The organism is Streptomyces sp. NPDC053432 (assembly GCF_055585365.1).
The window spans coordinates 22,463-40,478 of the sequence record NZ_JBVJKF010000011.1 but is presented as its reverse complement, the minus strand read 5'-3'; the positions used below and the strand labels follow the sequence as shown (position 1 = coordinate 40,478).

The following is an 18,016-nucleotide window of genomic DNA, read 5'->3' as shown; positions in this document are numbered from 1 at the left end:
TCGATCCGGGGATCCGGGAGCGGGGACGGAACCCCGCTGCCCGGCGTTCAGGAGCCGGTGCACTGCACGCGGAGGGCCTCGGCCGCGTGCCGGGCGCCCGACGCGCCGGTGCCGCGGTCGTGGAGCTTCACGGCGAGCCGGCCGCCGGTGATACGGAAGCTGCCGCCGCTGACCCAGCGGCCCAACTGGGTGGGCTGGTTGACCGTGAACGAGCCAAGGAAGGGATCGCCGCCCGTGGAGCCGGCGTGCACGCTGTAGTACGACGCCCTGCCGCCCACGGCCCTGAGGTCCCCGTTGTTGGGGATGTGGACGTACACCTGGCAGGTGCCGGTGGTGACGGTGCCGGTACGGAAGGTCCACAGCACCTTGTTGCCGGCGTCCTGGCTGGTGCTCCCGGACATCGGCATCGCGTAGAAGTCCCCGTTGCAGCCGCCGCTGCCGTATCCGCCGACGTCGTAGCCCTTCCAGCCGTCCTTGGGCGCCGGGATCCAGTCGAAGGCGGCGCCACTGCCGGCGCAGCCGGGGCCGGCGATCGCGGAGTACTCCTTCGCGCCGGGCGGCGACGGCTTCGGCTGCTGGGGTGGTGTGGCCGGGGGCTGTTCGGGGCTGACGCCGGGTGTGCCGGGCGAGCTCACCGCCGCCCCGGCGCCGCCGGCGGGCTGGGGACCGGAGCCCGTCGCCGGGTCCGTGCCGGCGCCCTCGGCCCTGCCCTCGCCGTTCGCCCGGCTGTCGGACACGCCGACCGCGCTGCTGCCGTCGCCGCCGCCCAGGACCGCCGCGGCCCCCGGAACGGTGCTGCCGGGCGGCAGGGACCTCCGGTCGGGGGAGTCGGCGCCCGGGACGAAGCCCTCGGGGCCGCCGTCCGGCTGGTTGTAGCCCGGGGGGCGGTTCGGTGCGGGACCGGGGTCGGAGCCGCCACCCAGCTGGGAGAGCAGCAGCGGCAGCCCCATGAGTACGACGCCCGAGGTGGCCGCCGCCGCGACCACCGGCTTCGGTATCCGGCCGCCCCGGCTCGGGCCCCGGCGCGCGGCCCGGGCGGCGACGGGGGCGGCCTCGGGGCGGCTTTCCCCCTCGGCGGCCGCCTCGGTGCCGTTCCCGTCACCGGACTCGGTGCCGGATTCCGGGTCGGCGCCGGAGTCAGGGCTGATGCCGGTGTCGGTGTCGGTGTCGGTGCCGGCTTCCGGGGCGCCGGGGACCGCCGGGACGGCACCTCGGACCGGTACGACCGAGGCGGCCATCGGGCCCGCAGGCAGGTCCGGGCCGGCAGGGCCCGGCTCCGGGCCGTCGTCGGCGGCCTGCCATGCGACTGCCGGGAGGCTTATCGATCTCTGCTCGGCCTGCCCGGCGGCCCGTCGCCGCTCTTCGTTGTCGTCCACTGTGGTTCCCCTCGGTCGTCGCGACACACACCGTGAACGCACCGCCGTCCGTTGGAGGTTCGCCGGGCCGGGTCAGGCGAGGTAATGGACCGGCTCGTCCTCCGGCACCGGGGTGAGCACGAAGGCGACGGCCCGCTCGACGGCCGCCCGGTCGAGCGGCGCGGGGTTCTCGTACCGCGGGCGGTTCAGGTGCGCGAGCAGGCCGGGCTCCGGGGCGAGCCCGTACTGCTCCAGGTAGTAGGTGACGGTGTCCGTCCACACCCAGCTGCCGTCCGTCCGGAAGTTCATCGGGACCTCCGAACGCCGGTCGGGGTCCAGTACGTCGTCCATCAGCATCGGGGTCATCAGGACGGGCGTGCCCGCGTTCAGGCGCTCGACCAGCCGGCCGAGCAGCTCCGGGTCCTCCACCGTCGCATGGTCGGGGTCGAAGCCCGGCCCGCTCTGCGGATGGACGTGGTCGAACACGGCGGCGAGCCGGAACTCGGAGTCGGCCATGGGCAATTCCTGTCATCGAGGCGGGGCGGGTCGGCGGGGCGGGGTGCAGCGGTGCGTGCGGACGGGCCGGCGGTCCGCCCGCCCAGGTGAACGCGCGGACCGCCGGGAACGGTTCTCACGCCGTCCAGTCGATGACCGGCAGCGCGAGAGGGGCTCCCTGCCCCGTGGCGTCACCCGGACCCTCCGGGTCGGACAGGCGGGGGTGCTTCTCCTTCGGCGCGGTCGCGTTCGAGTCGTGCATCACGCCGATCAGGCCGCCGTCGGCCTTGACCTCCGCCGTGGTGGAGGCCAGCCGCTGCCGGCTGTCGGCGTCCGCCCAGTCCCGTACGGAGGCCACGTACCCGTCACCGAGCGCCCCGTCCGCGACGTGCCGGGGCACCTTCGGTGTGGGGTCGGCGACGGGCCGCGGCGCCGCGCCCGAGGGGCCGGCCTGGGCCGGTGCGGAGGAGGACCCGCCGGGCTCGGGCTCGGACGCGGACCCGGTGGGACCGGGCTGGGTCGCGGCGCCGAAGGGCACCGCGCCGTCGAGGTGCGGCCCGAACGGCGCCGCTTCGGCGAGGGGGCGGACGCTGCCGCCGGACGCGCCCGGAGGGGCGGCTGCGGGGCTGAGCCAGGAAGCGCTCAGGGACTCGGTGCCGACCTCCAGGCCGGCTTCGCCCATCCCGTCGACCAGGCTGATGAAGCGGATCCGCTCGAAGCCCCTGACCTGCGTTCCCTCCGGCCGCCCGGAGACCTTGAGGACGGCCGCGTCGAGATGCGCCAGCTCCGGGGTTTCCCCGTCCGCCAGACCGAGGACGGTGCGCAGCGCGTCCGCGAGCCGGCGGTGGCGCCGTTCGGCCGCCGCGGCCTGCTGGGGGAAGCCGAGCGCCGCCTGCTCGTGCGGCAGCAGGCCGTCGGGGGTGGCGTAGGCACGGAGCTCGGTCATGCTGATGCCCGGCAGATTGGCGTACATCGTGCCGGCGTCGTCGAAGGCGCCGGGCGGCATCGGCGGCAGGGCCCCCGCCATCTCGGCGCCCTTGAGGATCTCGTACACCGAGTGGTCGCCCGGGATGAGCATCCAGCCCATCAGCGCGTGCAGCATCCCGGTGTTGTCCGTCTCCGGGACGGCGAGCAGGTTGAACGCGTTGAACATGCGCGCCGCCGTGGCGGAGACACCGGCGATGACGGGCATGCCGCGGTTGGTGTGGATGTCCTTGTACCAGCCGCTGTCCTGCTTCAGCTTGTTCAGGGACCGCCCGGACTGCCAGCTCAGCGGCAGCTCCGGCCCCTCGGCGCCCGCGGGGAGGTCGGACAGCCGGGGGTTCTCGATCGTCCCCGGTCCCTCGACGAGGACGCTCACCCTGGTGACCGTGCCGCTTCCGGGAGCGTCCGACTCGGGCACCTCCTCGGTGTACGCGTCGATGACGCCGTCGCGGGCGCGCAGTGCCGCGAGGTCGACGGCGCCCTGTCTGTCACGGGGCACCTCCGCGAGCGGAACCTCCTTCGTACGCATTCCGAGCATCGACAGGGCCAGCGGGTGCTGCTGGAGGTACTCCAGCTCGCGCGTGCTGAGACCGGCCCCGAGCTCGCGGTACTCCTTGGACGTCTGCGCGGCCGTGTACGCGTCCCGTTCGCTGTCGGGACGGGCCTTGCGGGAGGCGATACTGGAGGTGAACTCAACTCCCCGGGACAGCCAGTTGCCGGACTGGGCCAGGATACCGCCGGTGGCGAACACGTCCTTGTCGAACATGGCCCGGCCGGGAAGGAGCTTCGCGAAGGTTCCGTGGAGGTTCGCGCGCGTCTGCCCGTTGAGGAACTCCGCCTGCCGCTTCAGCGCGTCGACATTCAGGCGCATCTTCTCGGCGAGGGCCCAGTCCCGGCGCTCCACGATGTCGTTGAGCGCCGACTTGAGGCCCAGCGGGGAGTCGTTGAAGTAGGCCGCGTTGAAGAAGGCGGTCATCAGCTCCCGGGTGTTGCCGTCCGCCAGCAGGGTGCTGAACTGCTCGAGTGGGTCCCGGCTGACGCCGATCTGTCCCGCCGAGACGGGGTCGTCGCGCAGGAACACCCGCGCGATATCGGCGTCGCTCGCGTCCGGGTGGGCCTCGATCAGCGCGTCGAACATCCGCGCCACCGTCTGCCGTGCGGTGTCCCGGGCGCCGGACAGGTTGTGGGCGTAGGCACCGAGCCTGGTCTCGAACGTCTCGGCGGCGGACTGGTACTTGGGGTGGGAGTACACGGTGCTTCGGAGGGACGACTGGTTGCCACCCAGCTGGTGGAAGGAGGTGTCGTCGGTGAGGTCGATGTCGGCCCAGGGGTTGGCCTCGTCCTGGAGGAAGCCGCTGAGCGTCGAGGACTGGCCGGCCCAGGACGTGTGGCCGGGCACGGCCGAGAAGTAGCTGGCCCCGGTCCCGGCCCCGGTCGAGTCCGGCGTCCCCGTGGACGGTGTGTGCGGGGTCGTCGCCTGCGCGGACAGGGGCAGCGGGGTGAGCGGCAGCGGGGTGAGGTACTGGTTGGTCCAGGGCTGGTTGGTGACGGAGGAGACGATCTCCGGGAGGCTCGCGGGGCCGCGGTCCGCGTCCTGCGGCGCCAGCGCCCGGCGCAGTGACGCGAGGTTCACCTCGTCGCCGTTGTCCTGCAGCAGCCGAGCTGCCTGGATCACCTCCTGGAGCTGGTCCAGCCGTACGGGGGACCCGTCGTCCATGCCGTTCTCGGCGCGGACGAAGTCCTCCAGGTGCGTGAGGCTCACCTCCTCGTGAAGGCCGAGCCGCAGGTGTCCGCGCAGGGCGTCGGCCACACCGCGGACGGCCATGAGGTTCTCGCGTGTGATGTGCGCCGGGTTGTCGCCGTGGGCTTGGTAGGTGAGGTGGGCGAGGTGCCAGAGCCGGGTGCCCGAGCTGTCGGTGCCCAGGCCGGGGGAGAGCCAGTCGGTGACCCGGGCCGTCATCGAGTTGTCCGCGGGCAGGCCGGTCTCCTGGGCGAGGCGGCGCAGGTCGCGCGGGGTGCGGACCTGGGTGCCCGTCAGCTGCTCCAGGGCCTGGGTGACCCGGGTGTGCGTGTAGCGGCGCCGGACCGGGTCGCCTTCGTCGAGGTAGGTCAGCCCGGGCGGCTGCTCCTGGGCGATGAGGATCTTGGAACCGGGGGCCAGGTCACCATAGGCGGCGCCCTCAGTGCTCACGTCCGTGCGCTTGGTGATGCGCATGCGGGTGCCGGGCGGGAACAGCACCTCCGCCTCGTGCTCCTGGCAGGAGAACGCGCTGATGTCGACGCCCTTGTGGCCCGTCGCCTCGAGCACCCACAGGACCCGGTGGGACAGGGCGTTGGCCTGGGTGCGGTTGGCGAACGAGACGGCCGTGGCGAGGGAGGTGCTGAAACTGCTGAACTTGTCGGAGACCATGTCGTCCGCGTTGATCTCGGACAGGAAGCTCAGCATGCCGGTGGGGTCGGCACCGAGCGACCGGCCGCCGCGGTACAGCGTGCCGAGGGCCGGCGGCATCATCCGCAGGGCGTCCGCCACCAGGTGGGCGTGCTGCGCCATCTCCGTCTTGATCTGCGGAAGGAGCTTGGCGGCCTCGGCGCGGAACCTCGCCTGGAGGGTGGCGGTCCTCTCGGTGCGCATCAGGTCCAGGTCCATGATGTCGGGAATACTGGTCAGGATGGCCGGCATCTCGTCCGGGAGCTCGGCGTCGCCCTTCGCGTGCTTGACCGCTTGGACGATGTAGTTGTCGATCATCTTGCGCACCATGTGCTGCAAGGTGGTGTCCAGGACCATGCCGCTGAACCGCAGCAGAGGGTTGATCAGCATGTACGCCGGACCGGTGTAGATGGCCAGTGCGTGGAAGTGGGCCGGCGACAGCACGGCCAGTACGGTTTCGGCGTGCCACCCGTGGTCCCGCAGCCACTTGTCCTGGACGGGGGCGCGGCCGGGGCCGGCGCCGGCGACACCGAAGTTGTCCATGTTCGTCTGGGCCGCTTGGCACATGTCCGGGTTGGCCTCCTTGAGCGCGCCCTGACGGAGGAGCTCGGAGTACACCGTCTCGTGCGGCAGGGCCAGCTCGATCCGGCGCAGCTCACTGAAGGGAACGCCGGGAATGTCCCGGTAGAAGGCGGCCGCGTCGGGGTACGCGGCCTGCCGCTTGTCGCCGAGCCCGCCGGCGAGGCGGATGCCGGCCGCGACCTCGTAGAGGGTGTGCTCCTTCGTGGGCAGCAGCCAGCCGTACAGGCACTGGGCGAAGGACGCCGGCGTGCTGCCGCCGAGGAGCAGATGGGCGGCCATGGACTTGGCGGCGGCCCCGGAGATGCCCGTGGACACCGGGATGCCCCTGGAGTTCATCTGCTTGACCCAGGCGGAGTCGGGGGAGAGGACGAACCGGTCGGAGACGGCCTTCCAGGGGGTGGGGACGTCGTCGCCCTCGGCCGTGCCCGTCGAGTGGATCCGAGCCAGTTCGCGAGCGCTGAGATGGATGCCCTTCTCGATGAACTCCCGGGGGGTCCGCGGCCCGGGGGACGGGTGCGCGGAGCCCTCCGGCCGGTGCATGCGGGCCATGACGGAGCTGACGTACTCGCCGGTGTGCGCCTGCCACTCATCCGTCTGCATGAACATGCCCACGCCCTTGGTCATGTCCTTCTCGATGGTGTCGGCGGCGAGGCGCTGGTTCGTGGCCGTGCGCAGCGCCGTACGGAGTTCCTCGAACCTCTCCTTGGTGGCCTCCGGGTGGGCGGTGAGCACCTCTGCGTCCAGACCCAGCTCCTCGGCCCGGTTCACGTCCCCACGGGTGGCGATGTCGTGGGTGAGAGCCCCGAAGGAATGCAGGGACTGCGAGGTGGCCGCGTTGTGGAAGGCGGCCATCAGCTCGCGGAGGTTGCCGCTTCGGATGAGCTCCCGGAACCGCTCCAGGGCCTCGCCCACCTCCGGCACGCCGATCTGGCCGGCGGCGACGTCGTCGCTGAAGAACTCCAGCAGGTGGGCGTCGGGCTGCTCCGGGGTGGCGTAGGCCTTCCGCAGGACGTCCTCGAGCTTCAGCAGGGACGTGCGGGCCGTCACCCGGGCGTTCTCGTCCTGGGCCAGGATGATTCCGATCCGCTCCTCGAAGGCCTCGGCGTGGGCCCGGTAGCCGGGGTGCTCGAAGAGGCTGCGGAGGGAGTCGGGTGCGCCGAGGTCGATGGCGCCGGTCGCGGTGAGCGGGTCCAGCGGGTCGGCTCCGGCCGACGGGGTGGCCGGGCCGGCGACGGCGTAGCCCTGCGGGGCCTGGTCGGTCGCGGGCGGCAGGGGGCCGTCCGGGAGGATGTGGCCCCCCAGGACCGTGTGCTGCACGACGGCGTCCGGTCCGGTGGCCAGGGTCAGCCGCACCCAGTGGTCGGGCTCCAGCCGCGGCTTGCCGCTGGCGTCCCAGCCGACCTTGTGGGCGACGACGGTGTGCCCCGGGCCCGTGGGGTCGGTGGTGAAGGAGCCGGTGACCGTCGGCACGAACCACAGGGTGGACTGCGGCGCGTAGGCGGTCAGGGGCAGGTCCGGGAGCAGAACGCGCAGTTCGCGGAGCGTGTCGGCCGCATAGGACTGGTCCAGGCCGCGGCCGAGACCGCACGCGGCGAACTGGAGCGGCTTGGAGGTGTCCCAGACCCCGTTCCCGGCGAGGTTGGCCAGGACCTGGCCGAGCTCGGCGGACGTGACCCTCCGGCCGCGCCACACGGGGGCCCCGTCGGTGCCCGCGATGTGTCCGGCGAGGGTGAAGAACCGGTCGTCCCGGGGGAACCGGCCGATGGCGTCCCGGAGCCGGGCCGCGTGGTCGGGGGCGGTGTCGGGGTCGAGGAAGGAGCGGGTTCCGTTGTCCTGGAGGGAGCGGGTGACGGCCTCGGTCATCTCGGTGACCACGTCCACCGGGCCGTCGTGGGGCGCGGTCACCGTCACCGCCGCCGTGGTCGGGCCCTCGCCGAACTGCGTGGCGCCCGCCAGGGGCTCCAGGGCCGGGCCGCCGGCGGTGCCGTCGGCGGTGTCTCCGTCCGGGACGGTCCCGGCGGGCGGGCGCGGCGGCCTGTGCCAGGTGCCGGGCCCGTTGTTGTCGTAGAGCACCGAGCCGGATTCGATGACGTTCTCGACGGCTTCGAGGTAGTCCCGGGGGAAGGCGCCCTCGGGCAGCACCGGCCGGGCCGCGACGCCCGAGGCATCCCCCTGGTCGGAGCCGTGCCGGAACAGCGACCCGGCACCGTGGTAGCGGCCGGGCAGGCCCGCGTAGTGCAGCATCTCGTGCAGCAGCATGGCGTCGTCGCGGGCAGACGTGGCCGCGTCGGAGTCCTCGCCGTGCAGGCGGAAGTGGAGCTGGTCGGACCGGTCGCCGGGCCGGGCCTCCCGGCTGACGGTGATCCAGCCGGGCTCCTTGACGCCGCCCGGGGGCACGGGCATCGGGACGAGCCGGACCTCCAGGTGCAGTTGGTCCCCGGTCCGGGGCAGTTGGAAGCCCAGGTTCACGTGCGCGTCGAGGAGACCCTGCATCCGCTCGCGCAGCTGCGCCACCTGGTCCGCGGAGTACGAGCCGTCGACGGCCACCGGCAGGTCGAGCTGGACCAGCCGGACCGCACCGCCCGGACGCCCGTCCTGCGCGGGCACGTTGAAACGCTGCACATCGGCGCTGACCAGGGTGGCCCGCCCGTCGAGGAGGCCACCGCCGCGGCGGTCCGCGGTGCCGGCGGAGCGGCCCGCGCGGTCCGGATCGGCGGCCGGGTCGAAGCGCTCGATACGCACCCGCGCGGGCGGCGGCACGTCCTGGCGGCCCGGAGCCCACTTCCACCCGGACCAGCTCTCGGCGGCGACGGGCCGCTCCACCGGCCCGACCTGAAGGGGCTCCGCGCGGTCCGCCTCGTGACCGTCACCGTCAGCGTCTCCGAAGCCGACGGCCTCGGGCCGGGTGAGGTGGGTGCGGAGTTCGGCGAGGTCGATGCCCGGCAGGTTGGCGTACATCTTGTCGGCGCTGCTGAAGGCGTCGGCGGGCAGCGGCGGGAGCGCGCCGGCCATTTCGGCGCCCTTGAGGATCTCGTACACCGAGTGGTCGCCGGGGACGAGCATCCAGCCCATCAGGGCGTGGAGCATGTCGACGCCGGTGCTGCCGGTCACCTTGAGCAGGCCGAAGGCGTTGAGCAGCCGGGCGGCCGTGGCGGAGACCCCCGCGATGACCGGCATACCGCGGGTGTCGTGGACGTCCTTGTACCACTTGCTGTCCTTCGTGAGCGTGATCAACGACTGCCCGGTCTGCCAGCTGAGCGGCAGTTCGGGGCCCGCCGTACCGGACGGGAGGTCGGCGAGGCGCGGGTGGTCGATGACCTGCGGGCCCTGCAGCAGCACGTGCACCGCGGTGACCGGGGCGCTGTCACCGCCTTCGCCGCCTTCGCCGCCGCCGTCCTGCGCGGCGCTCCGCTCCGCGTACGCCGCGACGGCGCCCTCCCGCTCGCGCAGCGCCGCGAGGTCGAACTCGCCCTGCCCGTCGCGGGGCACCTGGTCGAGGGGTATCTCCCTGCTCTCCAGGCCGAGGACTTCCAGGGCCACCGGGTGCTCCATGAGGAAGTCCAGCTCGCGGGAGCTGAGTCCGGCTCCGAGCAGGCGGTACTCCCTGGGGGTCTTCAGGCCCGCCCCGTCGAGCAGCTCCTGCTCCGTACGCCACGTGCGGGTGGCGATGCTGGCGGTGAACTCGCGCCCCTGGCCGAACCGGTTCTTCGACTGGGCCAGGATGTTCCCGGTGGAGAACACGTCCTTGTCGAACATGGCCCGGCCCGGCAGCAGCTTCGAAAGCAGTCGGTGGAGGCGGTCACGTGTACGGCTGTTGAGGAACTCGGCCTGCGCCTTCAGCGCGTCGACGTCGAGGCCCATCTTCTCGGCCAGGGCCCAGTCCCGGCGCTCCACGATGCCGTTGAGCGCCGACTTCAGGCTCAGCGGGGAGTCGTTGTAGTACGCCGCGTCGAAGAACGCGCTCATCAACTCCCGGACGCTGCCGTGCTCCAGCAGGTCGCAGAACCGGAGCGACGGCTCCTCCGGGCCGATGCCGATCTGGCCCGACGAGGCCGGGTCGTCCCTCAGGAAGACCAGGGCGATGTCGTCGGGGGTGCTGTCGGGATGGGCCCGCGACAGGGCCTCGTACAGGCGGGCGACGGTCTGGCGTGCGGCGGTGCGGGCGCTGCCCAGGTTGTGGGTGTAGCCCCCCAACCGGGCCTCGAAGGCCTCGGAGGCGGACAGGTAGACGGGGTCGGTGTACACCTGCGCGGTGGAGGACTGGGCCCCGCCGAACTGCTGGACGCCCTCGGGGGCGGACCCCGACGTGTCGGAGGCCGGACCCTCCAGCTTCATGAAGGACCGGAACCACGCCTGGTTCAGCTCCCCGCCGCTGTCGTGCAGCCACTTGGTGGACGTGACGATCCTGCGTACGAGCGGAAGCAGGTCGGCGGGGGCGGCCTCGGGGCCCAGCGCGGTGCGGACGAACTCCTCGACGTGCGTCCGGGTGACTTCCTCCGTCCGGTGCAGGCGCAGTTGAACCCGGACGAGGTCCGCGAGGGCGCGGACGGCCCTGAGGTTGTCGATCGTGATGGACTCGCCGTTCCCGAAGACGACCCCCGTGAGGTGGGCGAGGTGCCACAGGCGCGTACCGGAGGGATCGGAGCCCGGCCCGGGATTGAGCCAGTCGGAGAACCTGGTGCCGGTCGAGGTGTCCGTCGGCAGGCCGATCTGCCGCGCCAGGCCGCGGAGGTCGCGCGGGACGCGTACGGGGGAACCGGTCAGCCGCTGCAGGGCCTTGACCGTCCCGGTGTGCAGGCCGCGCTTGATGTCGTCGTCCTCGCCCAGGTAGGGCAGCCCGGGGCTCTCCTCGACCGCGCGGAGCAGCGGCAGACCGGACTTCGTATCGATTCCGCGCCAGATGATCTTCAGCCGGGTGCCCGGCATGAAGAGGACCTCGGCCTCACCCGCTCCGGCGACGGACGAGAACGGGCTGATGTCCACGCCGCTGTTCCCGGTCGCCTGGAGCTCCCACAGGATGCGGTGCGCGAGCGGGTTGGCCGAGCCGCCCTCCGCGAACCCGATGGCTGTGTCCTTGTCCCTGGAGAAGCTGGCGAAGTGATCGAAGGTCGTGTGGTCGCGGCCGTGTTCGGACAGGCCGCTGAGCATGCCGGTGGGGTTGGCGCCCAGTGACCGCTGGCCCCGGTAGGAAGTGCCGAGCGCCGGAGGCAGCTGCCGGAGCGCGTCCGCGAGCATGTGCGCGTGCAGCGCCATCTCGTCCTTGATCCGGGGGAGCTCCTTCAGGATCTTGTCGCGGAACTTGGGGACGAGCGCCGAGGTCTTGCTCCCGGGGTCTTTCGCCGCTTCGGCCAGGCCGGGGAAGGTGACGACCGTCTGCGACAGGCTGGGTGCGGTGTAAGGGGCCTCGAAGTACCGTTCGAGCAGGCTGCCGATCTGATTCCTCATGGCGATGTCCAAGGCGGGCCCGCTGTACTTGAGCACGGGGTTCAGGAGTTCGTACCCCGGCCCCGTGTAGATGGACAGCGCCAGGAAGTGCGCGGGGGAGAGCCTGTCCAGAACTTCATCGGCGGAGATGCCGTGCTCGGTGAGCCAGGCCCGGACGTCTTCGTCGCCGTCTTCCAGCCGAGCCGATTCGAAGGCTGCGAAACGTTCCTTGGCCTTGTTGATCTGGTGGGCGGAGGACTCGGCCAGCCGCCCCGAAGCGGAGTGGTCGGAGTACACCAGTTCGTGGGGGAGCTCCAGTCCGCTGCGGCGGAGCTCGTTCAGCGAGAACGCTGGAATGTTCCGGTACAACTCGGACCCGCCGGCGTAGTGGTGCAGGGGTTTGTCGCCGAGGGCGCCCGACAGGCGTACACCGGCCACGATCTCGTAGAGGGAGTGCTCCCGGGTGGGCAGGAGCCAGCCGTACAGACCCTGCACGAAGCCTTCGGCGTCGGTGCCGCCGATGATCCGGTAGGCGTTCATGGCCTTGGCGGCGGTGCCGGAGACACCCGCGGTGACGGGGAGGCCGCGGTCCTTCATCTCCCGCACCCATGGAGAATCGGGGTCGAGTACGGGCCGGTTCGACGGGTCGTTCGTCCCCGACGGGTGCTCCTGGACGGCCCGGATCGAGCTGACGTACTCGCCGACGTGGGCCGGCCAGTCCTCGCGCAGCCTGATCATGCCGGGGCCGTCGAGCATGTCCTGCACGGTGTCGTTGGCGGAGTCGCCCGCGGCCGAGCGCAGCACCTTCTGGAGCTGCCTGTGCTCATCCGACGAGGCGGCCATGGGGTGGGTCCGCAGGGCCTCGACGTCCAGGTCGAGTTCGCGGGCCGCGCGTTCCCAGTCCGGCTTGGCGAGGGTCTGGTTGATGAGGGCGGACACGGAACAGGGGGACTGGGCGGTGACCGCGTTGTTGAAGGCGGTCATCAACTCGCTGAGACCGCCCTCCATGAAGAGGGTCTCGAGGCGGGCCTGCGCTCCGCCCGGCCTCGGCATGCCGAGCAGGCCGGGGGCGGTGGGACCGTGCCGGAAGAACACCCGCAGGTAGGTGTCGGGCTCGACCTGGCCGCCGAATGCCCGGCCCAGCGTGGTTTCGAGCTTGGCCAGCGCCGACCGGGCCGCCGCCTTCGCGGTCTCGGAGTCCTCGAAGTGCCGGCCGATGCCGTCTTCGAGGCGTCGCGCGTGGTCCTGGTACACGGGGGCTGTGTACAGCGCGCGGTGCGGGCCCTTTCCGCCGAGTTCGAAGGTGCCGTCGAAGGCGGGAGCGTCGGTGTGCCCGGTCGGGGCGGGGCCGAGGTCCTCGTAGGACTGGGGGGCGGGGAGCGCGGTGGGGGGCAGCGAGCCGTCCGGGGGGAGGTGGACGTCGAGGAGGTCGGCCGTGACGGCGCTGTCCTCGCCCACCGGAAGGCTGAGGTGGACCCAGTTGCCCGGCCGGAAGCGGGGGGTGCCGTCCGGGGCCCACGTGAGGTCGTGCGCGGCGAGGAGGTCTCCCGTGCTGGTGGGATCGGCATCGGTGGTGAAGAGCGCCGTGACGGGGGGTACGAAGAGCAGGGTGCCCTGGGGCGCGTAGGCGTTCAGCGGCAGATCGGGCCGGAGCCTGCGCAGTTCCCGCAGGGTGTCGGCGGCGTAGGACTGGTCGAGTCCGCGCGCGAGGTCGCAGGCGGCGAACTGGAGCGGCTTGTCGGTGTTCCACGTACCGTTGTCGGCCAGCCTGACCAGAACCGAGGCGAGATCGGCGGGGGTGATGGGCCGGTTGTTCCAGGTGGGCATCCGGTCGGCGCCGGCGATGTGGCTCGCGATGGTGAAGAAGCGGTCGTCGCGGGGGAACCGGCCGATGGTGTCCCGGTACTTGGCCGCGGCATCGGGCGGCATGAGCGGGTCCAGGAGGTGGCGGACGCCGTTGTCCAGGCGGACTTCGCCGATCGCGTCGGCGATCGCCTCGACCCGCGCTTCGGGTCCCCCGTCCGGCACGTTCTGGCCGGACTCGACCTCGGAGTGGTCCTGGTCCGCCTGGGTCGGCCGGTACGTGGCGTTGTCGTCGCCCGCGCCGAACGGCGTCGCGCCGTCGAGGCGGGCAGCCCCGTGCCCGGGGGCAAAGTTCGGGTTGTGGACGAGTTCGCCGGTCGGCCTCCCCGTCTCGAGGTCGATCCGCTGCGCGTACCGGATGAAGCGGCTGTCCACGTGCTGGAGGAAGGCGACCTCCCGCTGATCCGGGTAGGGCGAGGCGATGTCGAGCGTGGCGTTGATGTCGATCCCGCCGTGGGGGACGTCGAGGGCGTAGGCCCAGCGGTACTTCAGTGCGGCGGGCGGGATTCCGGCCCGATTCGCGGTGAGCTCGACGTAGTGGGGGAGCCGGGTCGCGCTGATGTAGACGGTGTCGCCCGGATCCTCGGACACGTAGGAGAGCAGGTTGGCCACGCGCTCGCCCTTGGCGCCGAACCCCTCGGCGAAGACCCGCTCCGGCGGCACGTCGCTGTTGCGCCACAGGGTCTCGGAGCCGGCGGTCCAGATCGGACGGGGCTGTATCGCCGACAGGTCGAGTCCCGCCTGCTCCGCGACCGAGGCCCAATGGGCGGGGGCCGTGGTGGATCCCGCGCCGGACGCGGCCTCGGGGAGGGAGTCGAACGAGCCGAGGGAGGAGCCGATCAACTGCCCCGTGCTGTCGAACCAGTCCCATCCCGGGGCACCGTCACCGCCGCTGATCCGGTTCCCCTGGTAGTCGGTGACATCGCCTGCCGACGGCCCTTCCTCGTTGTACCGGCCGTGGAGGCTGCCGTCCCGGAACTGCGCGGTGAACCGCTCGCCCGCGGCATCGGTGAGGACCCGCCAGCGCCCCTGGTCCTGGAGCTCGTCGGTGAAGTCGGAGAACGTAGGGGGCAGCGGTGGGTACGACGCCGGGCCCTCCGGTTCGGCGTGTTCGCTCGGCTCGGTACCGAACGGGACGGTGTCGATGTGCTGCCCGTGGCCGAGCCCGTCCTGCCGTCCGGCGGCAGGGTCCGCCTGATCTGCGCCCTGATGGCCGGGACGGGGAATCCACTGGCCGAGGGTGTTGGGATCGCCCGGCCGCGAGGCTGCGATCACTGGCCACGCGCCGGTGATGTGATGGGAGGAGATGCCCCCGGGGAACGCGACCTCCTCCTGTTCGGCGAACTCGTACGGAGTGCTGTACCTGGCGAAGGTCTCGGCAACGTCGATGCCGTAGGGGGCGTCTATCTCGTAGACGTAGCCGCTCGCACGCCAGCCGATCGTCCAGTCGAGGGACGCGCTCGTGCTGACGAAACCGAATGAGGCGCTTTCGTCAGCCCCCAGGTTGACGAACTGGAAGAGGTCGAGGGCGGTGGCGTCGCGCGGGACGAAACCGCTCGTGAAGATCTCCTCGGGGCGGCGGCTGTCCACGCGGTACAGGGGGCCGCTGTCCGCACGCCAGATGGGCGGGGGGACGATGACGGACTCGTCGACGGGGAGCGCGGCGGCAGCGGTGTGCGGGCCGCTCGGTTCCTCTTCCGAGGTGTCGCTGAGCGCGTCCCAGTCGAAGTCGGGATCCACGCGTACGCCGGCCGGTGTCCGGTCGGCTCCGTCAGTATCGTCGCTGTCGGTGTCGCTGAGCGCGTCCCAGTCGAACTCCGGGTCGAGGCGAAGGCCCGGGGAGTCGCCCTCGCCGAATACGACGGTGCCGGGGTGCTGCCCGTGTCCGGTTGTGCCCGGGACGTCGAGGAAGTGGAGGAAGCCGTCGGGGAGGGTGGGGGACTGCGTCGCGGTGTGGGGCGTGTGCTCGGGGGCTCCGGTGTCGGTGTACTCGTGCCAGGCGGAGGTGTCGCCGGAGACGATGGTGGGTGCGCCGTCGGCGGTGATGCCGATGCGCAGGGCCGTGACGAGTTGGCCGGTGGGCGTGTCGGGTGAGCCGGTGCTCGCGGTGGGGACGTACCAGACGGGTGCGTTGGCGGCGAGGGCCTTGAGGGGGTCGGGACCGGGTGTGCCGGTGCGGGTGGTGGCGCGGTGCTTCCACAGGCCGGTCATGACCGTCTTGACGGTGGCTTCGCTGATGGTGGCCAGGGAGCAGGCGGTGAACTGGAGATGGGTGACGCCGTCGAGCTTGCCCTCGTCGTGGGCCTTGGTGAGGCCCTTGAGGGTGGTGTCGGCGTCGGGGGCTCCGTTGGGGCCGGTGTGCATGCCGACGACGAACACGCCGGGGCGCGGCGGCAGGGCGGCCAGGGCCTGGGTCTGCTCCGCGGTGAGCTCGCCGACCAGGACCATGTCTCGCCTGGACCCGTCCGGTCCGGTGTCGTCCTGTGTGAAGAACTCGGCCGGGAGGCTCTCGTGCGAGGCGGTCTGGTGGACGAGGTCGGGGGTCTCCTCCGGGCCCTCGCGGCGGAGGCCGGGATCGGGCGCGGAGAGGGGGACCCCGCCCGGGGACGGGGCGTCGGCGTCCTCGGGCGTGCGGAAGGCCGGGTGGGACAGGACGTCGTCGGCGAAGGAGGACGCCGGGCCTTCGGCGCCCGGGATGAATTCGGTGCCGCCCGAGACGGTCGCCCGGGGAGAGGCGGCTTGGTGGCCGGCGGCGACCGGGTCCGCGGTCGCGCCGGCGGTGGCCGTGTCGCTCGGGGTGTCGGGCGCGGGGGTGACGGAGTCCGTGCGGGCGGTGAAGGCGTCCGTGTCCGATTCGGTCCGGAACAGCGGCTCGTCCAGAAACTCCGTCGAGAAGGGCCGGTCGGGAGTGAGGACGGGCAGCTCGAAGGTGCCGGCGCCGTCGCTCTCGGTGGGGACGTTCCGGGCGCTGTCGTGCTGATCCGCGGAGGGGACACCGGCGTCGGAGAGGAAGGACTTGCCCGTGAAGGGATTGGAGAACACCCATTCGATCATCGACTTGATCTCGCCGCTGATGCTGGGGTCGGGAGACTGCGAGGTGGGGCGGGGCACCGGCCAGGGCGCGGGATTGCCGGTCATGTTCGACACGAACGAGGCGATGTTGATCGGGTGGAACAGCCCGAAGTACTTGCTGTCGTCGGGGTTCTCGGCGTACTGGTGGCTCAGGACCCAGTTCTGGTACCTGATCATGACCGGTTCGAACATCCTGTGCAGGCCGCTGGACAGGAGGCTCATGGCCACGCCGGAGGCGAACGGGCCGCCGCTGATCGAGAATCCGTCTCCGAACGCCAGGTTGTAGAAGCCCTCGCTGAGCATCTCGTGGGTGCCTTCGTGCAGCCAGGAGCCGATGGTCTCGCCCAGCTGGTAGAGGCGGTTGCCGTGCAGCGGGTTCTCCTGCAGGAAGACGCGCCGCAGGAAATTGCCGTGCTCGGACCGGTTGAAGAGCTCTGGCATCCCGGCCGCGAGGTTCTTCAGCTGCTGGTTGTCCGCCAGGGGGCCCAGGGCCCTGGTCAGGGAGTCGACGAGGCCGGTGTGGTCGGCGCCGAGGCGCACCCACTTCTGGGTGAGCATCTCGCCGAACTGCCGGCCCGCTTCCTCCGCGCCCTCGTGCGCGAGGTGTTTCTCGAAGACCTCGCCCATCTTGCGCGAGAACGCGTCCGCGATGGAGCCTTCGCCGGAGCGCAGGAAGCCCGTCTCCAGCTGACGGCTGACGCCGCCGAGGAGCCTGCCGACGTCCCTGGCGAACTCCTGGCGCTCGTGCTTGCCGGCCAGCAGGGGCCCCGGCGAGGTGGCGACCGGAGGGGCGGCGGGCGCGAGGACGTCGAGCGGGGACTCGGTACGCACGGGGGCGGGTGCGGGGGCAGGGGCGTCCGGTCCGGAATCCGGCAGCTTGTTGACCGGGGTGTTGCTCGGGAGGTCCGGGGGAAGGTCCGGCGTGCCCTCGTTCTTGTGCGGACCGGACGCGCCCGGTGTACGGTCGGGGGCCCCCGGCCCGTTGGGGCCGGGGGCCGGGTCGTTGATGACGTCCTCGATGCGGTCGTCCAGTTTCTTGCTGGTGTCCTTGTTGAGAAGGTCGTTGACCTTGTTGCCGAGGATCGATTCCGGGGTTCGGCCGCCCAGGAGCCGGCCTAGCAGCTTGCCACCGGCGTGGAAGAGGAGTTCGAGGGGGCCGCCGACCAGTCCGGTCAGCGCGCCCTGCTTGATCGAGTCGAGCGTTGCCTCGGTGTCCCACTTCTTGCTGTGGCCCGAGCCGAGCTGGTACAGCTGGATCGCCATGTCGAGGAAGATGCCGCCGGTGAGCCCGACGAAGGTCTGGCTCAGGATGGTGGTCAGCAGCCACATGAAGAGGTTCTTGAGCCCCTCGCGCGTGGCGGCGAACGTCAGTGACACCGGCCCCCACACCGCACCGAAGGTGAACGGCGAGAAGAGGGTGGCGAAGAAGATCTGCGCCAGCAGCTCCACCAACTGCAGGATCGCCATGAGTTTCGTGTACTCGACCTGATTGGCGACCTTCAGGGCCACTTCGGACAGCTGGAGTGCGAGCTCCGCCGTCTCCTCCAACTGGTTCGAACCCGCCGTCCGGCCGGTCAGGTCGTTCATCGAGACGACGAACGCGTCGGCCGCCTCGCCCTCGAAGTCGTTCTTGACGATCGGGATGAGTTCGAGGACGTATCCGGAGAGGGTCGAAAGGTCCTTCGCGATGGAGGCGTAGTGCTCGGACACCCGCCGCATCAGATCCTCGTCGGCCTCCGGCCACGGCATGCCCGACACGAATCCGAGGAAGTCGGCTATTCCCTCGGGCGGATTGATGGCCATGGCGTGGTGG

At 71.7% G+C, this 18,016-nt stretch carries 3 protein-coding genes; all 3 read right to left on the bottom strand.

The features are described from left to right. Nucleotides 1-47: 47 nt before the first annotated feature. Complete coding sequence (locus ACZ6Y1_RS19420; RefSeq protein ID WP_469630786.1) at nt 48-1,376, bottom strand: hypothetical protein; 1,329 nt, start codon at nt 1,374-1,376, stop codon at nt 48-50. A gap of 72 nt (nt 1,377-1,448) precedes the next feature. After that, on the bottom strand, nt 1,449-1,871 hold the full coding sequence (locus tag ACZ6Y1_RS19415) for a hypothetical protein (RefSeq protein ID WP_469630781.1): 423 nt from the start codon (nt 1,869-1,871) through the stop codon (nt 1,449-1,451). A 115-nt stretch (nt 1,872-1,986) separates the two neighbouring features. Then, on the bottom strand, nt 1,987-18,006 hold the full coding sequence (locus ACZ6Y1_RS19410) for a scabin-related ADP-ribosyltransferase (RefSeq protein ID WP_469630778.1): 16,020 nt from the start codon (nt 18,004-18,006) through the stop codon (nt 1,987-1,989). Nucleotides 18,007-18,016: the final 10 nt, after the last annotated feature.